This is a genomic window from Photobacterium gaetbulicola (genome assembly GCF_003025515.1).
In the GTDB taxonomy this organism is placed as follows: domain Bacteria; phylum Pseudomonadota; class Gammaproteobacteria; order Enterobacterales; family Vibrionaceae; genus Photobacterium; species Photobacterium gaetbulicola.
This window is the reverse complement of record NZ_PYME01000019.1, coordinates 70,530-90,404: the sequence shown is the minus strand read 5'-3', so window position 1 is coordinate 90,404 and position 19,875 is coordinate 70,530. Positions and strand designations below refer to the sequence as shown.

18 protein-coding genes are annotated in these 19,875 nt (G+C 54.4%); 10 read left to right on the top strand and 8 right to left on the bottom strand.

Annotated features, from left to right (window positions below):
• Positions 1-90: 90 nt before the first annotated feature.
• Positions 91-1,692 carry a methyl-accepting chemotaxis protein gene (locus C9J03_RS16970; RefSeq protein WP_044624266.1) on the bottom strand — a complete coding sequence of 534 codons (1,602 nt, stop codon included), beginning with the start codon at positions 1,690-1,692 and terminating at the stop codon, positions 91-93.
• 171 nt (positions 1,693-1,863) lie between these two features.
• Here C9J03_RS16970 and C9J03_RS16965 point away from each other — a divergent pair, with 171 nt between their 5' ends.
• Positions 1,864-2,622 carry a potassium channel family protein gene (locus C9J03_RS16965; RefSeq protein ID WP_044624629.1) on the top strand — a complete coding sequence of 253 codons (759 nt, stop codon included), beginning with the start codon at positions 1,864-1,866 and terminating at the stop codon, positions 2,620-2,622.
• A gap of 49 nt (positions 2,623-2,671) precedes the next feature.
• Here C9J03_RS16965 and C9J03_RS16960 read toward each other — a convergent pair whose 3' ends face one another.
• Entirely contained in the window at positions 2,672-4,189 is a 1,518-nt protein-coding gene (locus C9J03_RS16960; protein ID WP_044624267.1) for a CYTH and CHAD domain-containing protein, read from the bottom strand.
• 184 nt (positions 4,190-4,373) lie between these two features.
• On the opposite strand from C9J03_RS16960, the gene C9J03_RS16955 reads away from it, so the two are divergent.
• From C9J03_RS16955 to C9J03_RS16945, 3 genes are all read left to right on the top strand, one after another.
• On the top strand, positions 4,374-5,054 hold the full coding sequence (locus tag C9J03_RS16955; protein WP_039456252.1) for a TIGR00153 family protein: 681 nt from the start codon (positions 4,374-4,376) through the stop codon (positions 5,052-5,054).
• A 32-nt stretch (positions 5,055-5,086) separates the two neighbouring features.
• The gene (locus C9J03_RS16950) at positions 5,087-6,355 is read left to right on the top strand and encodes an inorganic phosphate transporter (RefSeq protein ID WP_044624268.1); all 1,269 of its coding nucleotides are present in this window, start codon (positions 5,087-5,089) and stop codon (positions 6,353-6,355) included.
• 129 nt (positions 6,356-6,484) lie between these two features.
• Entirely contained in the window at positions 6,485-7,099 is a 615-nt protein-coding gene (locus C9J03_RS16945) for a TIGR04211 family SH3 domain-containing protein (RefSeq protein WP_039456258.1), read from the top strand.
• Between the two features lie 72 nt (positions 7,100-7,171).
• Here C9J03_RS16945 and C9J03_RS16940 read toward each other — a convergent pair whose 3' ends face one another.
• Together C9J03_RS16940 and C9J03_RS16935 are read right to left on the bottom strand one after the other, a co-directional pair.
• Positions 7,172-8,125 carry a general secretion pathway protein GspB gene (locus C9J03_RS16940; protein ID WP_052829839.1) on the bottom strand — a complete coding sequence of 318 codons (954 nt, stop codon included), beginning with the start codon at positions 8,123-8,125 and terminating at the stop codon, positions 7,172-7,174.
• Positions 8,125-9,858, bottom strand: a complete 1,734-nt coding sequence (locus C9J03_RS16935; protein ID WP_044624269.1) for an ExeA family protein — start codon at positions 9,856-9,858, stop codon at positions 8,125-8,127. Before C9J03_RS16935 ends, C9J03_RS16940 begins: the two co-directional genes overlap by 1 nt.
• 205 nt (positions 9,859-10,063) lie before the next feature.
• Between C9J03_RS16935 and C9J03_RS16930 the strand changes: the two genes are divergently transcribed.
• Positions 10,064-11,290 (top strand): multifunctional CCA addition/repair protein, encoded by a 1,227-nt coding sequence (locus tag C9J03_RS16930; protein WP_044624270.1) that lies wholly within the window; start codon positions 10,064-10,066, stop codon positions 11,288-11,290.
• An 81-nt stretch (positions 11,291-11,371) separates the two neighbouring features.
• Here C9J03_RS16930 and C9J03_RS16925 read toward each other — a convergent pair whose 3' ends face one another.
• Genes C9J03_RS16925 through folB form a run of 3 tightly spaced genes read right to left on the bottom strand, consistent with a single transcriptional unit; the run spans position 11,372 to position 13,022 of the window.
• Positions 11,372-12,175, bottom strand: coding sequence for an undecaprenyl-diphosphate phosphatase (locus tag C9J03_RS16925; RefSeq protein ID WP_044624271.1), 804 nt, complete (start codon positions 12,173-12,175; stop codon positions 11,372-11,374).
• Between the two features lie 8 nt (positions 12,176-12,183).
• Positions 12,184-12,672, bottom strand: coding sequence for a 2-amino-4-hydroxy-6-hydroxymethyldihydropteridine diphosphokinase (gene folK, locus C9J03_RS16920; RefSeq protein WP_044624272.1), 489 nt, complete (start codon positions 12,670-12,672; stop codon positions 12,184-12,186).
• Positions 12,669-13,022 (bottom strand): dihydroneopterin aldolase, encoded by a 354-nt coding sequence (gene folB / locus C9J03_RS16915; RefSeq protein WP_044624273.1) that lies wholly within the window; start codon positions 13,020-13,022, stop codon positions 12,669-12,671. Before folB ends, folK begins: the two co-directional genes overlap by 4 nt.
• 216 nt (positions 13,023-13,238) lie before the next feature.
• Here folB and plsY point away from each other — a divergent pair, with 216 nt between their 5' ends.
• On the top strand, positions 13,239-13,862 hold the full coding sequence (plsY, locus tag C9J03_RS16910) for a glycerol-3-phosphate 1-O-acyltransferase PlsY (protein WP_044624274.1): 624 nt from the start codon (positions 13,239-13,241) through the stop codon (positions 13,860-13,862).
• Positions 13,863-13,918: 56 nt separating this feature from the next.
• Here the strand turns inward: plsY and tsaD are convergent, their stop codons facing one another.
• Positions 13,919-14,941 (bottom strand): tRNA (adenosine(37)-N6)-threonylcarbamoyltransferase complex transferase subunit TsaD, encoded by a 1,023-nt coding sequence (gene tsaD, locus C9J03_RS16905; RefSeq protein WP_044624275.1) that lies wholly within the window; start codon positions 14,939-14,941, stop codon positions 13,919-13,921.
• Between the two features lie 184 nt (positions 14,942-15,125).
• On the opposite strand from tsaD, the gene rpsU reads away from it, so the two are divergent.
• From rpsU to rpoD, 4 genes are all read left to right on the top strand, one after another.
• Positions 15,126-15,341: a 30S ribosomal protein S21 gene (gene rpsU / locus C9J03_RS16900; RefSeq protein WP_005301411.1), complete on the top strand. Its 216-nt coding sequence runs from the start codon at positions 15,126-15,128 to the stop codon at positions 15,339-15,341.
• A gap of 27 nt (positions 15,342-15,368) precedes the next feature.
• A complete protein-coding gene (locus C9J03_RS16895) occupies positions 15,369-15,812 on the top strand; it encodes a GatB/YqeY domain-containing protein (protein WP_039456295.1) in 444 nt (147 codons plus the stop codon).
• Between the two features lie 175 nt (positions 15,813-15,987).
• The gene (gene dnaG, locus C9J03_RS16890; protein ID WP_044624276.1) at positions 15,988-17,748 is read left to right on the top strand and encodes a DNA primase; all 1,761 of its coding nucleotides are present in this window, start codon (positions 15,988-15,990) and stop codon (positions 17,746-17,748) included.
• A gap of 93 nt (positions 17,749-17,841) precedes the next feature.
• Positions 17,842-19,683 carry an RNA polymerase sigma factor RpoD gene (gene rpoD, locus C9J03_RS16885; RefSeq protein WP_044624277.1) on the top strand — a complete coding sequence of 614 codons (1,842 nt, stop codon included), beginning with the start codon at positions 17,842-17,844 and terminating at the stop codon, positions 19,681-19,683.
• Positions 19,684-19,875: the final 192 nt, after the last annotated feature.

Sequence of the window (19,875 nt, the reverse complement as noted above, 5' to 3'; positions counted from 1 at the left end):
CGGCGTTTTGATTGTCCTTACGATAGCACAACGCCCGCCAAAGGCGGGCGTTGATTTGGCTGAAAACCAGCACGCTGCTAAGCCATTTTGCTACACATGGAAAGCTTGGATTTTCTTTTCAAGTTCAGAGGCATGCTCCTGCATAGCATCGGATGTCTCTGACAGCTCCGAGACCACCACCACCGAGGCCTCCACCAGCTCGCGAACATTGGTCAGATTCTGGTTCATCTCATCGGCAACGGTACTCTGCTGCTCGGCAGCCGAGGCTATGTGGAAGTTCATGTCATTGATCAGGCTGACCTGCTCAACAATCTTATCCAACTCCCCGCCGGCACTGGTAACGAGTTCAACCCCCTCGGCCGCTTCCACCACACTCTGCTCCATCAGTCCCACGGCTTGCTGAGCACTGGTTTGCAGCTGGGAGATCATCTCTTGGATTTCTACCGTCGCAGTTTGGGTACGCTGGGCAAGGTTGCGGACCTCATCGGCAACGACCGCGAAGCCTCGTCCGGCATCCCCGGCACGGGCTGCCTCAATCGCCGCATTCAGCGCCAGCAAGTTGGTCTGCTCGGAAATGCTCTGAATGGTGACAATCACAGTGCCGATCTGCTCAACCCGCTCCTCAACTTGGTTTACGGCATTGGCTGACTGGCTGATATCCTGCGACAGCTGGTTGATAGTTCCAATGGTCTGAGCCACAAACTGCTGACCCTGTACCGCTTGGCCTGACGTTCCCTCGGTCGCACTGGAGGCTTCACGGGCATGCTCGGCCACTGTCTGGACCGTTGAGGTCATTTCACTCATGGCCGATGCCAGCTGGTCAATTTCATTGAACTCCTCCTGCGCCGACTCCTTGGTTTCCACCATGCTGATCGACATCACCTCCGCAAGGCCTGACAGCTCGCCTGCCGCGTCACGCTGGCTCCCAATCACATCGCGCAACTGAAGCCGGGTTTTCTCCAGCTCTCGGGCCAAATCCCCGTATTCATCACGGCACTCCATTACAATTGGCCGGGTCAGATCGCGGGCGGCCAAATGCTTGATGTTATCAGCCAGGTAGCGGGTCTGCCGCAACATAACATGAGAACCACCGAGCAAAATGACCACAAAGGCAATAATCATCAGGGCCGTTTGCCAAGCCACCTGTACCAAGAACTGCTGATAGTATGCCTCGGCTTCCGAGGCCGGCTGCGAAGCCACGACCACCCAGTTAAAGCGAGGCAGTTCAACCGCATATTCGAAACGGGACTGATCGGCAAAAATCAAGTTTGCATGCCCTGTCAGTTGCTGCAAGATGCGGTTAAGTCTGCCTTGGCTGGCAATATCGCTCTGCAGATCAGCCAGTGCACTGGCGCTTGGGTGGCCAATAACGGTATTGCTTCCCCGCTCCACCAAGTAGACATAGGCACCGCTGTTCATCGCCGCCGCCTGAGCAGTAACAAGCTGCTCGACCAGCGCCGTATCCTGCTGGCTGGCCACCGGTAATGCCTGGATCACTGCAGCCGTTGCCCGGGCCTGCTCTTTTGCCCTGTCCTGCTGGATCTCCACTACTGATTGATAGAAGGTGCTGGCATCCCAAAGCTGCTTGCCAACCAATAGAATCGTACTGAACACCATCAGCAATAACAGCTTGGGGATCAACCGAATATTTGTCAGCCCTTTTTCCCATGGCTTGAAAACCATTTTGGTCATGTGGTATCTCCATATATTCTTATTACGCCCCATAGCACATTTTGTGCCGGCATACGACCGACATCGGCGCTTGGGGAAGTAGGGAATCGGTGCCTAGAAATCTATTTATTTTTCGCACCGAAACAATAAATTCCATTCTATCTATCGGCTGCGCAGTTAAAAAATTTAATGATGAAAAAGATCGACCCCGTCAAATATGAACTCAATCCGATGAGCTTGATGTCACTGGTATTGTCGTTTGTATCACTGACTATTGTGACCACCATGATCTTCCTGCCCAAGCAAAGTAACGGCTACCGCCTGCTGCTGGGCATTGATACCTTTATCTGTCTGGTGTTCTGGTGTCAGTTGCTGGCAGACTTCTTCCGCAGCAGGGAGAAAGTGCAGTACCTCAAAACCCACTGGCTCGATTTTATCGCCAGCATTCCGATCATTGAGCAAATCCGTTTCGCCCGGCTGCTGCAAATCTTCAGAGTGATCCGCCTGATCCGCTCCAGCCACCAGATCTTGAGCCAAATCCGCAGCAACCGCCGTGAGGCGACCGTCGCCAGTATTTTCCTGCTGTTAACCGTACTGGTTTCTGTTGGCTCTGCCCTGATGCTGATCCTCGAGGGCAATGTCCCCGAGTCCAACATCAAAGATGCCAGCGATGCCCTGTGGTGGGTTTTCGTCACGATTTCAACCGTCGGCTATGGTGACCATTATCCGGTCACGCTGCTGGGCAAGGTACTGGCAGCGGTCATTATTATCTGTGGCGTCGGCTTATTTGGTATGGTGGCCGGTCTGGTCAGTGCGATCATTTCCGATCCCGAGCACACCAAAGAGCTGGACGATGTCCGCCATGAACAGGAATGGCAAGCGATGCTGGCCAGCCAGCAGCGCCTGCTCGAGCGCCTTGAGGCCATCGAAAAGAAGCTGGCGCAGAAGTAATCGCTAAAAAAACACCCGGCGTAGTGCCGGGTGTCTTGGGTGATAGGGCTTACGGCCAGTACGGGATTAATTCAATCCCCATTTGCCGGGTCTGATCCATAGCATGGATCAGGGACTCTTCCTTGCGCTGCAGCCATTTTTCTATCTGGCTTCGCTCCTCCTCGTCCTCCTGTTGCTCCAGCAACTGGCGGATAGGTTCGAGATGACGAAGATCCTCGATCCCCTGCAACAAATCAAGCCAAGGCATTCGGAAAGCCAGTCGCTTCTCTTCCTCATACAAAGAAGCAAAACTCAGGCCACTCATCAGGTTACGGACCAATCGCGGCTGCTGATCCAGATAGTCGACCCGGTTGAGCTGGCGCTCAGCCGGAAAGACATCGAGCAGCTCCTGCCAGGAGCGGGCCAGCATACTATCGGCAAACCCTTTAACCGGCTCGGCCAGGCGCGCTCGAGACTTGTCATCAAGAAACGGCTGCCATCCCCGGCTTAGCAGCCAGCGACTCAAATCGAGCAGCAGGCCACAATAGCGGGCAGAGCTGATCAGCAGCAGCATTTCGTTGTCATCTGGCAGATCGGCCTCAATGGCTTCAAGCTGCTTGACCAGCTGCTTGCGGGCATTAAGCTTTTTCAGGGCGTGGCCCTTTTCCGCCAGCAAGTAATCCAGACCCGCGGCATCGCCCAACCAGTCCAGTTCGCCTTCCAGCCACTGCAGCTCCTGGCGCAACAGGGCACTGGCCCTGCGCGGGATCATGCCACCGAACGTCACCAGAGTCTGGCGGATCAGGCCCAGCGCCTGCTGGACTTGCACCAGTGCCGCCGGCTCTTGCCGCTCAGCAAAAATTTGCTCATGATAATGCCAATGCTCCAGTGCATGCTCGAGGGTTTTGACGAACACGGTTTCTACCGACTCATTACCGTCAAGTTCAACTGGCAAGAGCGTTGTTACCTGATCGCCCTGATAACCCGCCGCCAGGCGGTAGCCCCGAGCGGCCTTGCTTAGGTTACCTAGGCGCATACCGCCATCAGCGCACAATTCGCGCGCCAGGGTAAACAGGGCATCGGTCTGACCGGATTTCAGCTCAAGCTCCACTTCGCAGATCGGTGACGTTTCACCATTGGCACTGACCTCGCCCTGATCAAAGGCCAACTCGACCTGACTGCCGTCAGGCATCGCGACCAACCATTGCTGGCGGACGAAATCCGTAGAGAAAAGCGGGGCGAGTTGCTGCTGGGTGCGCTCGACATCAAAGCCTTCCGGCCAGGCATCAGCAGGGTGCAAGGCTAGATCAGGATCGGTGCTATTGGTTTCAGCATTGTATTCCGGACGCTGGTGCAATCCGGCGACCACACGACCGGCGGTCTTCAATGTTTGGACAAATACATCATCAAAACGACGGACCCGAAGGCCGATATCGTGCTGGCGAAGAATTTGGTCTGGGGTGTCGAAGTAGACATTGCCTAACTCGCGACGACTTTGCTGCAGAACTTTCGCTTCAGCGATTTTTTTTAGTAACTGGCTCGAAAATTCTGGTGAGACGAAAAACTTCAGTTCTATCTCAGTTTCCATAGTTCTACCTATAAACAGTGGCAAACCAAGGATATTGGCAATTGCACTCCGGGGCAAGTCTGAAATATAAACAAAACCTTGATCGAAATTAGTTCCCCTATACTTACTTATGCGTTACCATGCGCGCCTTAATGACCATCGCTCAAGAATTAGCCATTTAAGGCACTTTCTAGGTTATTCGGCTATGCCAGTAAATACTATTATGGGGCTATTTGCTAAGTCCCCGATCAAACCTCTGCAACGCCACGTTACTCGTGTAAATGAGTGTTGCGAATTGCTTGTCCCTTTCTTCGAAGCCTGTAAGGCGGGTGATTGGGATCAGGCGGCTGTTTTGCGCGAGCAAATTTCCCAGCTTGAAAAAGATGCGGATGTGCTCAAGCGTGAAATCCGTCTGAAGCTTCCTCGTGGCCTTTTCATGCCAGTCGATCGTACTGACATGCTTGGTCTACTGACCCAGCAAGATAAGCTTGCCAACTTGTCGAAAGACATTGCGGGCCGCGTCTTGGGTCGCCAGCTTCAAATTCCTTCCGAAATGTATCCTGACTTTATTGCCTACGTTCAACGTTGCCTTGACGCCGCCAACCAGGCGAACCGTGTCATCAACGAACTGGACGAGCTTCTTGAAACAGGCTTTAAAGGCAGAGAAGTGACGCTCGTGGCTGAGATGATCAACCAGCTTGACGTTATCGAAGACGATACCGACAGCATGCAGATCAAGCTTCGCCAACAGCTCATGTCCATCGAAGACCAACTCAGTCCGGTGGATATCATGTTCCTTTACAAGATTCTCGAGTGGGTTGGTGCTATCGCTGATCAGGCACAACGTGTCGGCTCTCGTCTTGAAATCATGCTATCGCGCTCATAAGCGAAAGAGTGTAACAAAAACAAGGTTTTACAATGGAAATCCTGGCTAACTACGGCACCATTCTCATTTTGGTGGCGGCTTTTTTTGGTCTATTGATGGCTATTGGTATTGGCGCAAATGATGTTGCCAACGCCATGGGTACCTCGGTCGGTTCTAAAGCACTGACGGTTAAACAAGCAATCATCATTGCGATGATCTTCGAGTTTGCGGGTGCTTACCTAGCAGGTGGTGAAGTTACAGATACCATCCGCAAAGGGGTTATCGACACCTCGCTATATGCTGCCAATCCGGAAGTATTGGTGTACGGCATGATGTCAGCCCTATTGGCTGCAGGTACTTGGTTACTGGTTGCGTCCTACATGGGCTGGCCGGTATCTACTACTCACTCCATTATTGGTGCCATCATCGGTTTTGCCTGTGTTTCAGTAGGTACTGACGCTGTTGACTGGAGCTCTGTTCAGGGCATCGTCGGCAGTTGGCTTATCACACCGTTGATCTCGGGGCTGTTTGCTTATGCTATTTTCATCAGCGCCCAGCGCCTGATCTTCGATACTGATAACCCAGTAATCAATGCTAAGCGCTTCGTGCCTGTCTACATGTTCATGACCACGATCGTAATCGCTCTAGTTACGATCAAAAAGGGTCTGAAACACGTAGGCCTTCACCTCTCAAGCGGTGAAGCATGGCTGGCATCTGTAGCTGTGTCCCTCATTGTAATGGTGTTTGGTTACATTTATATTAACCGTAAATACACAGACGACGGTTCGACCGTTGATAGCAATGGATATGCCGGTGTTGAGCGTATTTTCAGCCTGCTGATGGTGGTTACAGCTTGTGCGATGGCCTTTGCCCACGGCTCTAACGATGTAGCCAATGCTATCGGTCCTCTTTCTGCCGTTGTCACTACAGTTCAGAACATGGGTGAAATCACGGCCAAGAGTCAAATCGCTTGGTGGATCTTGCCGTTAGGTGGCTTCGGTATCGTTATCGGCCTAGCCACAATGGGCCACAAGGTTATGGCCACCGTTGGTACCGGTATTACCGAACTAACGCCAAGCCGTGGCTTTGCTGCCCAGCTAGCGACTGCCTCTACCGTTGTTCTTGCATCGGGTACGGGTCTTCCTATTTCAACCACCCAAACATTAGTCGGTGGTGTCATTGGTGTTGCCTTTGCCCGTGGTATCGCAGCACTGAACCTGGGTGTGGTCCGTAATATCGTTGCCTCTTGGGTTGTTACCCTACCAGCTGGCGCCCTGCTTGCAGTCATTTTCTACTACGCAATGCAAGCTGTGTTTAGTTAAACACCGTCAAAGCGGGCTCAAGATCAAAAGAGGGAGGCGATGCCTCCCTCTTTTCTTGCACCCAGCCCACAAAATTCTTAGACTTTGCCTCTTAGAGAAAAAACAGGCTCTCCCCCAAGGAATCAAATTGTGAAGCAGTTAATCAGCTTACTATTACTCGCTTGTGCCATGGTGACCATGCCTGCACAGGCTCAAACTCGGTACATCTCCGACAATCTGTTCACCTACATGCACAACGGGCCAAGCACCCAGTACCGTATCATGGGCAGTGTGAATGCCGGCGCAAAAGTCGACCTACTGGAAACCAACCGTGATACCGGCTTTAGCAAAATTCGTGATAGCCGCGGCCGTACCGGCTGGGTCAACTCTGATTTTGTTTCAACGCAAGTGGGTCTAAAGGTACGTTTTCCGGCTCTAGAAAAAGAGCTGACCGAAGTGAAGGCCCAGCTGGAAGAAGCACTGGAGTCGAGCGATGAGAAAACCGCTAGCCTGCAGACTTCACTCAAGCTTCGCAACGACCAGATTTCAGATCTGGAAACGCAGAACAGCCAGCTGAACGAGCAGCTAATGACCTCACAAGCGGAGATCCGCGAGCTGCGTGCCCGCCTGGACACCCAAAAAGACGACTTGTTGATGCGCTGGTTCACCTACGGCGCTATGGTTGCCGGTGGTGGTTTGCTGTTTGGCCTTGTCCTGCCGCACCTTATCCCGCGCCGTCGCAAGCGCAACAACGGCTGGGCATAACCCGACCATCCCTTGCAGGATAAAAAAGGCAGCTTGGCTGCCTTTTTTTATGTCTGGCCCAACAGCGGCGGACTACCACTCCGACAGCGCCGGCATGGAGACCAGATAAGACTCAAAGTCGAATACCACCACCCGCGGCTCGATCCGTCGCAGCACCACCCCTGGAGCAATCTCATCCCCTTCATAGGCTTCGCTGCCATTAACCTTCACCCAGCGGCTATCCGCCGCCGAAGAATAAATATGGGTCTGGAAGTTCAGGCGGGGTATCCGGTTTTGGACCGAGGCCGGCAAGTTGCCAATCGAAACGGCACTCAGCGGCTGCGGCTCCGGCATTGACGGCAACCGCTCTTCCTGCAGCAACTGCGGCAGGGTCTCGCCCTCGCCTGTCGCAGCGATCGCAGCCCGAAGCTGGTTCGCCAGTTGTGGCGACAGCTCGGAATAATCCAGCGCTTCCAGATCCCAGCTATCGTCAGCCGAATTGCCCGGGTTATGCGCCGAACGCGTTAATGACGGCTCAGCCGAGGGAGGCAATGCAACCGGCTCGCTGGCCCAACCATTTGGCACACCGCCGCCCCGAGCCGGGCCGGATACTGTCTGGGGGGACTGAGCGCGGTATGACTGTCCCGGCGGGTTAGGGAGAGGCTCGGCGTATAGCTGCGGGTAATCGAGTCGCGCAATACCTTGTGGATACTTGGGAGCTTCAACCTCATCGGCCAGTTCAAGGACGGGGATCGGTCCCCCTTCCGCTGCCGCACCAGAGACCCGACTCCCTGCCACCTTCGGCGCAACAGCAACCTGATGTTCAGCGGGCTGTGGCTGAGGCACTTGGTGCGGTTCCGTTTGCGGTGGCTGGAAGTACAAATACCCCAGCATCCCAATAACCGGCAGGGCAAAACCGATGCCCGGCAGCAACCAGGGGGTGGCAGGTTTGGCTGCCGGCCCCGAGCGGAACGCACTACCCGACGGCAGAGTTGCCGGTGTGCGCAGGGCATCAGACTGGGCCAGGGCAGATAATATCTTCGACATTAACTTTTCTCCGGTTGCAGGGTCGGGCCCGGTAGGTTAAGGGCTGAATCAATCACCATCAGGGTGCGTGGCCCGGCGATCCCATCCACCGATAAATCCTGAGCGCGCTGGAAACGGCGCAGTTTGTTGAGCAAGGCCTGCTCGAAGGTATCCTGGTTCTCAGGCATAACCCCAAGCAACTGGCTGAGCTGGCGATCGAGCCATTGTACTCTTGGCCCCTGCTGGCCATAGCGGATGGCACTGTTATCGCCCAGAGGCGGCCGCCACAGCAAGGTATACTCTCCGCGCCAGCGCTGGGATAACCATTTCCGGCTCACGGCAAAACGCTGGCCGGCCAATAGCAGCTCAGCCTGCTCCTGACCAATAGCATATAAGGTGGCAAAATATGCCTCCCCTCCCGGCTCAGTGAGGGCGACAATCGCCGGACGGTTGATCAGTGCCAGTTGCTCCAAAGAGCCGCTGCCGCTAAAGCAACTCAGCTGAACCCGCCTGCCCGACTCACAATTGGCCTGGTTGAGCTGGGTACTGTATCCCCAAAGGCTATAAAGCGTTTGCATCGCCAGCCGTTCGGATCTCGCCTGTTTAACAACCTCCAGCCACAACGCCTCAGGTGAGAGCTGTTGCGGGGGAGCCTGCACCGATGGTTTGACCGTCAGAGCAGCTTGAATGACAGTAGGAGGGGCAGACACCGGTTGGCGGACACCTTCCTGCTCCCCGTCCCCAGCAACAGACGCTAAATTGTGTGCCGGGGTCTGCACGGCCACGGCTGGCTCCTGAGACACAGTAGAGTGGCCCGGTAGCGACAGGGCACCGGACCAAAATCCCAGTCCTACCGCCGTGATCACCCCAGCCGCCAACGCCACGGCCAACGGCTTACGTGAAGCGGAAGGGGCCTCGAAGGCACCAGGCGCAGAGTATTGCGGCAACTGCCAGCTAAGGACATCGCTGCAGGCACGCTCCACCAACTCCTTGCTCAGCTGGTGGGTGGATTGTTGGTGGGCCAATTGCATCGACTTGTCGCACACCAAGTTGATAAGCCTCGGGATCCCGCCGGTAGCCCGGGCTATCTGCTTGGTTTGGGCCGGAGGGAAAACTTCGTGCAGGCAGTCTACCGCCTGCAGCCGGTAATGGATATACTCCCGCACCTCGTCTTCCGTCAGCGGCAGCAGGTGATAGCGGGAGGTGATGCGCTGGGCAAGCTGGCGCAGCCTGTCTTGCTGCAACAGCTGCTGCAGCTCAGGCTGACCAACCAACACCACCTTGAGCAGCTTGATACTGTCGGTTTCGAGGTTGGTCAGCAAACGCAGCTGCTCAAGCACTTCCGGCAACAGGTGCTGGGCTTCGTCAATCAGCAACAGGGTCTGGCGGCCCTCCCGGTGGTTAGCCAGCAAATGCTGGTAAATCCCATCGGTCAGGGTTTTGATCGTGGCCCCTTCGCTGTAGTTAATGCCGAGTTCATCGCACAGGCTTGCAAGCAGCTCCAGGGTGGACAGCGACGGGTTCATAATCACCGCCACCTGGGTTTCCTGCGGCAGGCGTGATACCAGCGCCCTCAGCACCGTCGTCTTTCCCGTGCCGACCTCGCCGGTCAATAACCCAAAGCCGCCCCCTCCATTGAGGCTAGACAACATATGGGTCAGTGCTTCGCGGTGACGCTCACTCAGATAAAGAAAGCGTGCGCTGGGCACAATAGAAAACGGTGGCTCGGTGATGCCAAAAAAGTCCTTGTACATGCCATGTATTCTCTTATTGTTGGCCTGGAAGGGGGGAAGCCCTTACGTTACCTGTCCCTTAACTGAATGTATAGCCCCTGCGCCTAAGCCTGACAAGCCGCTAACCCCCAAACCTCGGCCTTGTTCAAGCCATTCGTGGGACCCGGCAAGGTTTGGTATAATCGACAGACACAGCCTGCAGGCCGAGCGACAAAAGGATAAAACAGTGCAAACGTATTTAGTAGGTGGGGCTGTCCGTGATGCCCTGCTTGGGTTGCCCGTGAAGGATAAAGACTGGGTCGTTGTCGGGGCGACCCCCGAGCAAATGCTCGCCCAAGGCTACAACCAGGTCGGTAGCGATTTCCCGGTTTTCCTGCACCCGAAAACCAAACAAGAGTACGCGCTTGCCCGTACCGAACGTAAATCAGGTCAGGGCTATACCGGGTTCACCTGCTACTCGGCACCGGATGTGACCCTCGAGCAGGATCTGATGCGCCGAGATCTGACGATCAATGCGATCGCCCAGACAAACGACGGTAGCCTTATTGACCCCTACCAGGGACAACGCGATCTCAAGCTCCGCCAACTCCGCCATGTTTCCCCGGCTTTTGTCGAAGACCCATTGCGGGTTCTGCGCGTGGCCCGCTTTGCTGCCCGCTTTGCCCACCTCGGCTTTACCGTCGCCCCCGAAACCATGGCGCTGATGCAGGACATGGTGGTGGCCGGTGAACTCTCAGCTCTGACACCTGAGCGGGTCTGGATCGAGTGGGAGAAATCACTGCAGTCGGACAGCCCAGAGATCTTCCTCAAAGTGCTGCGCCAGTGCGGTGCCCTGGCAGTGATCATGCCTGAGCTCAACGCTCTGTTCGGTGTTCCCCAGCCGGAAAAATGGCACCCGGAAATCGACTGCGGCATCCACACCTTGCTGGTTGCCGAGCAGGCGGCGAAACTCAGTGCGTCAACAGTGCTCCGCTTTGCCGCCCAGGTCCATGATCTCGGTAAGGCCCTGACTCCGAAGGAAGAACTCCCAAGCCACAAGATGCACTGCCGCACCGGGCTCGATGCCATACGCGATCTGTGCCGGCGCCTGAGAGTACCCAACGAGTACCGTGACATTGCCCTCGTGGTCTGTGCCCAGCACACCAAGATCCACCATGCCGCCGCGCTGCGCCCTGCCACCTTCATCAATATCTTCGACCAAATCGATGCCTGGCGAAAACCGGAGCGCGTCAGCCAGCTGGCCACTTGCTGCCGGGCTGATATCCGTGGCCGCACCGGGTTCGAAAGTGATCCCTACCCGCAGGCCGATATTTTCGAAGGTGCCTTTGCCGCTGCCCAGTCGGTCGACGTCAAGCCGATTGTCGAGGCCGGATTCAAAAGCAAGGAAATCAAAGAGCAACTGGCCCTAAGACGTGCGGAAGCCGTCGCCGTTGCCCTCTCCCACCTTCGCTAGCCGCAGCAGCGGCTTCATTGCCCACAAAAAAAGCCCGGCGCATCATGGCCGGGCTTTCTGTATCAATATGATGAAAAGGGATTACTGGGTGAGCAGAAACGCCATCAGGCCAGCGCCAAGCAACAGGCGGTATACCACAAACGGTAGCATCCCCAGACGTGTCACCAGCTTGAGGAACGCGTGAATACAGGCATAAGCGCTGACAAAAGAGACCGCGATACCAATGGTCAGGGCCTCAATCTGGATTGGTGCCCCACTGGCCACCAGCTTCATCCCCAGATAACCACCAGCCAGCAGAATGATCGGGATCGACATCAGGAACGAGAAACGCGCTGCGGCTTCTCGAGTAAAGCCCAAGTACAGCGCCGCGGTCATGGTGGCACCGGAACGCGAGGTCCCCGGGATCATTGCCGCCGCCTGGGCGAGGCCAATAAACAACGAGCGCTTCCAGTCCGCCTGATACTCATCATCTTTCTGCATGGCACGCACATCCACCCACCACAGCAGCAAGCCGAAGAAAATCGTGGTACAAGCAATGACCCATGCCGAGCGCAGGTAGATCTCGATGATATCTTTCATGAACAGGCCAAAAATACAGGCCGGGATCGTCGCCAGCACGATCATCCACGCCAGCTTGGACTCGGCACTGTGTTCTTTCTTGAAAATGGAGCTGACCCACGCCGAGAGCAGGGCAACCACCTCCTTGCGGAAATACCAGATCACCGCAGCCAGCGTTCCGACATGGACGGCAACATCAAACGCCAACCCCTGATCATCCCAGCCCAAAATAGCGGAAGGCAAAATCAAATGAGCAGAGCTCGATATCGGCAGAAACTCCGTCAGCCCCTGGATCAGGGCCAGCATAAAGGCTTCAAAATAACTCATAACAATCCCTAAACAACAAAATGATGCTCAACAGGCCAAAGTGCCTGTTCAAAACGAGAAGCGTGCCAAAGCTCGGTTACCGTACGGCCATCACCGGGGATCTCCCGGTGTGGGCACAACTCCATCAAGGGCTGCAACACGAAGGCAAACTTGTAAATATCGCTGCGAGGTAGCACCGGATAGCTCTCCTGCACGGTATCCCCGTAGAGGAGAATATCCAGGTCCAGGGTACGGCTCTGATTTTTTGCGGCATCTGGCGCGCGGCCATGCTGCAGCTCAAGCTGCTTCAGCGCCTGCCAAAGTGTATCTAATGACAAAGACGTTTCGATGACAGCAACACAATTAAAAAAGTTCGGCCCGCTAAACCCCACCGGCTCGGCTTCATAAATGGTCGAAACCTGCATGCCCGAGCCCAGCGAGCTCAAACCGGCTAGGCCCGCCGCAAGGTGGCGTTCACGGTCGATGTTTGAGCCAAGGCTGATGTAGACCGTGGTCACTTGCTTCCCCGCTCAATCACAACCCCCACACCGCGGGCATTGGCAACCGCACCCGGCTTGGTCACCCGTACCTTGATCCACGGTACCGAGAACTGCGTCATGATCAGGTTAGCGATCTCTTCAGCAACGCGCTCTACCAGCAAGAAGCGACCCGTTTGAATATGCTGCGTCACGGCATCGCTCACGGCCGCATAATCCAAAGCATAGGCGACATCATCGCTCTGTGCCGCCGGACGATTATCGTGAGCCATTTCCAAATCAAGCACCAGTTTCTGCTTGATTTCCTGTTCCCAGTCATACACACCAATGGTGGCGATGACTTCTAGATGTTCGATAAATACTGAATCCATGTTCAATCGCTAATAATGTTAGAGGTCGGATACCTAATTTGAGCAAAAACGCGTATTATCAGGTCGTGATCGTCTATATACTATGATCTTGATTTATATGATCATCGTGTTGCCTATCCGGCATTGGTTGAGCACTATATCATATGCTGACCCATGCATCATGGCCGGCGATAGATTAAATCAGCGCCCTCTGGCCGCTTGCTACCAGGACCTTGCATGACACCACTTGTACTCATGATCATTATCGGCGCATATTTACTGGGGTCAATTTCCAGTGCCGTCCTGATCTGCCGCTTGTACGGCCTGCCTGATCCACGCGATAGCGGCTCGGGCAACCCGGGGGCGACCAATGTCCTTCGCCTCGGCGGGCGCGGGGCGGCGGCCAGCGTACTGGTGTGTGATATCCTGAAGGGGATGCTGCCGGTCTGGCTAAGCTACTTTATCGGCGTTAACCCATTTATGCTCGGAGTCATCGGCATTGCCGCCTGCCTTGGCCACATCTACCCCATCTTCTTCCACTTCCGCGGCGGAAAAGGGGTAGCCACCGCTCTGGGGGCACTGGCACCGATCGGCTGGGATTTGAGCGGCCTGCTCATCAGCACCTGGCTACTGACCGTAATGCTATCCGGTTACTCCTCACTCGGCTCAATGGTTACCGCCCTGGCCGCCCCACTATTTACTTGGTGGATCAAACCGGAATACACCATGCCGGTCGCCATGCTGTCCTGCCTCATCGTCTTTCGCCACCACGACAACGTCCGCCGCCTACTCGAAGGACAAGAAAGTAAAATCTGGAATAAATTCCAGCGCAGAAACAAAACAACCCCGCCAAAAGACTGATATCCAGCCTGTCGCGGGGTTGCTAATGCCGTGTGCCTGTTTAAAGACTGTCGGCTTTATTCGTCTTTGATCGGCTTGAGCTGATCAATCGGCCAGCGCGGATAGGCTTTCACGCCCAGATCCATCGTTTCCTGGTTTTTCAGACGCTGCATGCCAGCGAAGGCAATCATCGCCCCGTTATCTGTACAGAATTCGGTACGCGGATAGAACACCTCGCCGCCCATCTTCGTCATCATCGCTTCCAGCTGCTCACGCAAATGCTTATTGGCACTCACGCCGCCGGCAATCACCAAGCGCTTGAACCCCGTCTGCTTAAGTGCGCGCTTACACTTAATCGCCAAGGTGTCGACCACCGCTTCCTGGAACGCATAGGCGATATCGGCACGGGTCTGTTCGCTATCGTCATTGTCGCGAATCGTGTTGGCGGCGAAGGTCTTCAGGCCCGAGAAACTGAAATCCAGTCCCGGCCGATCAGTCATCGGACGTGGGAACGTGAAGCGCCCAGCCGTACCTTTGTCGGCCAAACGCGACAATAATGGCCCCCCGGGATAGTCCAACCCCATCAACTTGGCGGTTTTATCGAACGCCTCGCCGGCCGCATCGTCGATCGACTCACCGAGGATCTGGTATTCGCCGATCCCCTTCACTTCCACCATCATGGTGTGACCACCGGATACCAGCAACGCCACAAACGGGAACTGGGGCGGGTTATCTTCCAGCATAGGGGCCAGCAGGTGGCCTTCCATGTGGTGCACCGCGACAGCGGGTAAGTCCCAGGCATAGGCCAGGCTGCGGCCAATCGTCGCCCCCACCAGCAGTGCGCCGACCAGACCAGGGCCCGCGGTATATGCCACGCCATCCAAATCTGCAGGCGTCAAGCCGGCATTGTTAAGCGCTTCCTTGATGAGCGGAATCGTCTTCTTTACATGGTCACGCGAGGCTAGCTCCGGCACCACGCCACCGTAATCGGCATGCAGTTTTACCTGGCTGTAAAGTTCGTGTGCCAATAGGCCTTTTTCATCATCGAAAATAGCCACACCTGTTTCGTCACAGGAGGTTTCGATGCCCAGTATACGCATAACAACCTCTATACTTATGGTAATTGGGGGCCATACTACCGTCCTTGACAGAAATTAACCAGTTCGGGGTTGCAGAATGCTTTACAAATGCCCCCAGATCAGATTAGAATTTCGCACCATTTTTAATCAGCTGACACTTTATTGAACGTCAGCATTAACCGAATCACTCTGAGGTGAGTATTACATGCCAGTAATCAAAGTACGTGAAAACGAACCGTTTGACGTAGCACTACGTCGTTTCAAGCGCTCTTGCGAAAAAGCAGGTATCCTTTCTGAAGTACGTCGTCGTGAGCACTTCGAAAAGCCTACTACTGTACGTAAGCGTGCGAAAGCAGCGGCAGTTAAGCGTCACCTGAAGAAATTGGCTCGCGAAAACGCGCGTCGCGTTCGTCTGTACTAATCTGCTGATTAACAGAAGGAACGTGTTATGACCCTGATTGAACGTCTAAAAGACGAACAAAAAGCAGCGATGAAAGCCAAAGACAAACCTCGTCTAGGCACGATTCGCTTGGTAATGGCTGCCATTAAACAGCGTGAAGTTGATGAAAAGATTACTCTTTCCGAAGACGACGTGCTGGCAGTGCTGACCAAAATGGTAAAACAGCGCCGTGACTCTGTTGCTCAATACGAAGCAGCAGGTCGCCAAGATCTTGCCGATGTTGAGCTCGCTGAAATTACAGTTCTGGAAGAGTTCATGCCACAGCCGCTGACCGACGACGAAGTCGCCGCTCTGCTGGATGAGGCTATTGCTGCGACCGGTGCTGCCAGCATGCAAGACATGGGCAAACTAATGGGCGTGTTGAAACCACAGGTTCAGGGTCGTGCCGATATGGGTAAAGTTAGCCAGCTGGTGAAAGCCAAGCTAGGTTAATCCCTACCCTATTTCTGCAACAAGCCGTGCTATCCGTTACCGGACTGCGCGGCTTGTTCGTATTTAGCATCCTGTCGATATTATTTCTCCGATGCCAAATCAAAGTGCTATTATCGCTTAACTATAACACTTTGATTTGACACTCCATTCCAACGCAAGCAGGTAACACCACTCTATGGCTGGAAAAATCCCACGTACCTTTATCGATGATCTGATCTCGCGCCATGACATCGTGGATATTGTGGATGCCAGGGTAAAGCTCAAGAAACAGGGCAAAAACTTTGGTGCCTGCTGCCCGTTCCATAACGAAAAGACCCCGTCTTTCTCTGTCAGCCAGGAGAAGCAGTTCTACCACTGCTTTGGCTGTGGTGCCCACGGCAACGTCCTCGATTTCGTGATGGAATTTGACCGCCTGGAGTTTGTCGAGGCGATCGAAGAGCTGGCTTCCCAGCTAGGTTTGGAGGTCCCACGCGAACAAGGCAGTGGTGGCGGCCAGTCCGGAGCCCGCAGCAAAGAAAAGCTCGGCCTGTACGAGATGATGGGGCAGATCTCACAATTCTACCAAGGCCAGCTCCGTACCCAGGAAGGCCAGGTTGCGATTGACTACCTCAAAGGGCGAGGACTGTCCGGCGAGGTGGTCAAAAAGTTTGGTATCGGCTTCGTGCCGGATCAGTGGGATCTGGTCCGCAACCGCTTTGGCCGCGATATGTCGGCCCAGCAGGCATTGGTCAGCGCCGGCATGCTGATAGAAAACGACAACGGCAGACGCTACGATCGCTTCCGCGGGCGGGTAATGTTCCCGATCCACGACCGCCGCGGCAGGGTGATCGGCTTCGGTGGCCGGGTACTGGGTGACGGCACGCCGAAATACCTCAACTCGCCAGAAACCCCGATCTTCCACAAAGGGCGTGAGCTCTACGGCCTGTACGAAGTCCTGCAGGCCCACCGCGAACCGGAAAAGCTGCTGGTCGTCGAAGGCTATATGGATGTTGTCGCCCTGGCGCAGTTCGGGGTCGACTATGCGGTCGCCTCGCTGGGTACCTCGACAACGGGCGATCATATCCAGATGATGTTCCGCCAGACCGGCACCGTGGTATGCTGCTATGATGGTGACCGTGCCGGCCGGGATGCGGCATGGCGTGCAATGGAGCAAGCCCTGCCTTACCTCAACGACGGCCGCCAGCTCAAATTTATGTTCTTGCCAGACGGCGAGGATCCCGACACCTATATCCGCCAGTACGGCCAGGAAGGGTTCGAAAAGCAAGTTGACCAGGCCATGACCCTGTCGGATTTCATGTTCAGCACCTTGCTGCAGCAGGTCGACACCAGCAGCAACGAAGGCAAAGCCAAGCTCAGTACCCTTGCAGTACCGTTGATTGACAAAGTGCCCGGCGGCACCCTGCGCCTCTATTTGCGTGAGATGCTTGGCAGAAAGTTGGGGTTGCCCAACGAAGAGCAGCTGCAGCAGCTAATATCAAAGCAAGGGGCCGAGGCACCGAAAAAAGCAGGCCAGCCGGAAATCAAGCGTACCCCGATGCGCGAAGTTATCGCACTGTTGATCCAAAACCCGCAATTTGTGAATAGCCTAGAATTTGATATGGCTGCATTTGAAGGGATTGATGTCGCTGGACTAAATTTATTGATAACAATAGTTGAAAAGTGTCGGGTCAACCCCAATATTAAAACTGGACAACTCCTAGAGGGTTGGCGCGGAAGCAAAAGCGAAGGGATGCTGGCACGTCTGGCCGCCTGGGAACTGCCTCTTGCCAAAGAAGAGGACAACACTCTAGATGTTTTTCTTGACGCAATGGACAAAGTCATTGACCAGTGCGTTAAACAACAAATCGAAAAGTTGCAGGCTAAATCGAGAACCGTCGGCTTATCAGTCGAAGAGAAGCGGGAATTGCAGTTGCTGATACTCAACCGTCCCGGCTAGTAAGTAGTCATCAATTAAGAAATTTGTTATAATTATTGGTTTGCATCTCTGCATACTACTATTCTCAATCAGACCCTAAGTTGGATATCGTCTATGGAGCAAAATCCGCAGTCACAGCTAAAGTTACTTGTTGCTAAAGGCAAGGAACAAGGCTATCTGACCTACGCCGAAGTAAATGACCACCTACCAGAGGACATCGTCGATTCTGATCAGGTGGAAGACATCATTCAGATGATCAATGACATGGGTATTAAGGTGGTTGAAACAGCCCCTGATGCCGATGATCTGATGATGACAGAAGACAATGCGGACGAAGACGCGATTGAAGCCGCGGCCCAGGCCCTATCAAGTGTAGAAAGCGAAATTGGCCGCACCACTGACCCAGTACGTATGTACATGCGTGAAATGGGGACAGTAGAACTCCTTACCCGCGAAGGCGAGATTGATATCGCAAAGCGCATTGAAGACGGTATTAACCAAGTTCAGTGCTCTGTTGCCGAGTACCCTAGTGCCATCGCATACCTGCTTGAGCAGTTTGACAAGGTGGAAGCGGAAGAGCTTCGCCTGACCGATATCATTTCCGGTTTTGTCGACCCGAATGAAGAAGAAACGGCGGCCCCAACGGCAACGCACATCGGCTCTGAGCTCAGCGAAGCAGATCTGGAAGACGAAGACAAAGATCTGGAAGAAGATGAAGACGACGAGGCCGAAGAAGAAGATTCTGGTATCGACCCAGAAGTTGCTCGTGAGAAGTTCAATGACCTGCGTGTAGCCTATGACAACATGGCACTCGCTATTGATACTCATGGCCGTCAGGATCCAAAAACTGAAGTGGCAATTGAACAGCTGTCTGAAGTTTTCAAACAGTTCCGCCTGATCCCTAAGCAATTCGACAAGCTGATCAGCTCCCTGCGTGAGTCGATGGACAAAGTACGCACCAACGAGCGTCTGATCATGCGGATGTGTGTCGACAACAGCAAGATGCCTAAGAAAACGTTTGTCGGCCTATTTGCCGGCAACGAAGCCTCTTCTGAGTGGATCGACGAAGCACTGAACTCGGGCAAGCCTTACGCTGAACGCCTGAAAACGTACGAAGACGATCTTCGTCGCGCAACCACCAAGCTGAGTATTCTCGAGCAAGAAACGGGCTTATCTATCGAGCGTATCAAGGACATCAGCCGCCGCATGTCTATCGGTGAAGCGAAGGCTCGCCGTGCGAAGAAAGAGATGGTTGAGGCCAACTTGCGTCTGGTTATCTCGATTGCTAAGAAGTACACCAACCGCGGGCTGCAGTTCTTGGATCTGATCCAGGAAGGTAACATCGGCCTGATGAAAGCGGTAGACAAGTTCGAATACCGTCGTGGTTACAAGTTCTCGACCTATGCGACATGGTGGATCCGCCAGGCAATCACGCGTTCTATTGCTGACCAGGCACGTACCATCCGTATCCCGGTTCACATGATCGAGACGATCAACAAGCTGAACCGTATCTCTCGTCAAATGCTTCAGGAAATGGGCCGCGAGCCGTTGCCGGAAGAGTTGGCCGAGCGAATGCAAATGCCGGAAGACAAGATCCGCAAGGTCCTGAAGATAGCCAAAGAGCCAATTTCGATGGAAACCCCTATCGGTGATGATGAAGATTCGCACCTAGGTGATTTCATCGAAGATACCACGCTTCAGCTTCCGATGGATGCGGCTACTGCGACTAACCTGCGGATGGCAACCAACGAAGTGCTGGCTGGGCTAACACCGCGTGAAGCGAAAGTACTGCGTATGCGTTTCGGTATCGACATGAACACTGACCACACCCTTGAGGAAGTGGGCAAGCAGTTCGACGTTACCCGTGAGCGTATCCGTCAGATAGAAGCGAAGGCGCTACGCAAACTGCGCCACCCAAGCCGCTCAGATGTGCTTCGCAGCTTCCTGGATGAATAATCACGCATCCTGACACTGCTGACATAAACGGGCCCTATGGCCCGTTTTTTATTTCTTTCCAAAAACCATCAAGCACTTACCTACCTAACTGCCAACGCCCGGCAGCTGCCGTTAACTGCCTAAAAAGCAAGCAAAACAACCAGTTTATTCGCTAGACAAGCAGACGGCCTTCCCATATAATTTCCCCCATTC

Coding starts and splice junctions, on each gene's coding strand:
- C9J03_RS16970 (WP_044624266.1), bottom strand. CDS start 1,692: ATGACCAAAATGGTTTTCAAGCCATGGGAAAAAGGGCTGACAAATATT.
- C9J03_RS16965 (WP_044624629.1), top strand. CDS start 1,864: ATGAAAAAGATCGACCCCGTCAAATATGAACTCAATCCGATGAGCTTG.
- C9J03_RS16960 (WP_044624267.1), bottom strand. CDS start 4,189: ATGGAAACTGAGATAGAACTGAAGTTTTTCGTCTCACCAGAATTTTCG.
- C9J03_RS16955 (WP_039456252.1), top strand. CDS start 4,374: ATGCCAGTAAATACTATTATGGGGCTATTTGCTAAGTCCCCGATCAAA.
- C9J03_RS16950 (WP_044624268.1), top strand. CDS start 5,087: ATGGAAATCCTGGCTAACTACGGCACCATTCTCATTTTGGTGGCGGCT.
- C9J03_RS16940 (WP_052829839.1), bottom strand. CDS start 8,125: ATGTCGAAGATATTATCTGCCCTGGCCCAGTCTGATGCCCTGCGCACA.
- C9J03_RS16935 (WP_044624269.1), bottom strand. CDS start 9,858: ATGTACAAGGACTTTTTTGGCATCACCGAGCCACCGTTTTCTATTGTG.
- C9J03_RS16925 (WP_044624271.1), bottom strand. CDS start 12,175: ATGAGTTATTTTGAAGCCTTTATGCTGGCCCTGATCCAGGGGCTGACG.
- folB (WP_044624273.1), bottom strand. CDS start 13,022: ATGGATTCAGTATTTATCGAACATCTAGAAGTCATCGCCACCATTGGT.
- plsY (WP_044624274.1), top strand. CDS start 13,239: ATGACACCACTTGTACTCATGATCATTATCGGCGCATATTTACTGGGG.
- tsaD (WP_044624275.1), bottom strand. CDS start 14,941: ATGCGTATACTGGGCATCGAAACCTCCTGTGACGAAACAGGTGTGGCT.
- rpsU (WP_005301411.1), top strand. CDS start 15,126: ATGCCAGTAATCAAAGTACGTGAAAACGAACCGTTTGACGTAGCACTA.
- C9J03_RS16895 (WP_039456295.1), top strand. CDS start 15,369: ATGACCCTGATTGAACGTCTAAAAGACGAACAAAAAGCAGCGATGAAA.
- dnaG (WP_044624276.1), top strand. CDS start 15,988: ATGGCTGGAAAAATCCCACGTACCTTTATCGATGATCTGATCTCGCGC.
- rpoD (WP_044624277.1), top strand. CDS start 17,842: ATGGAGCAAAATCCGCAGTCACAGCTAAAGTTACTTGTTGCTAAAGGC.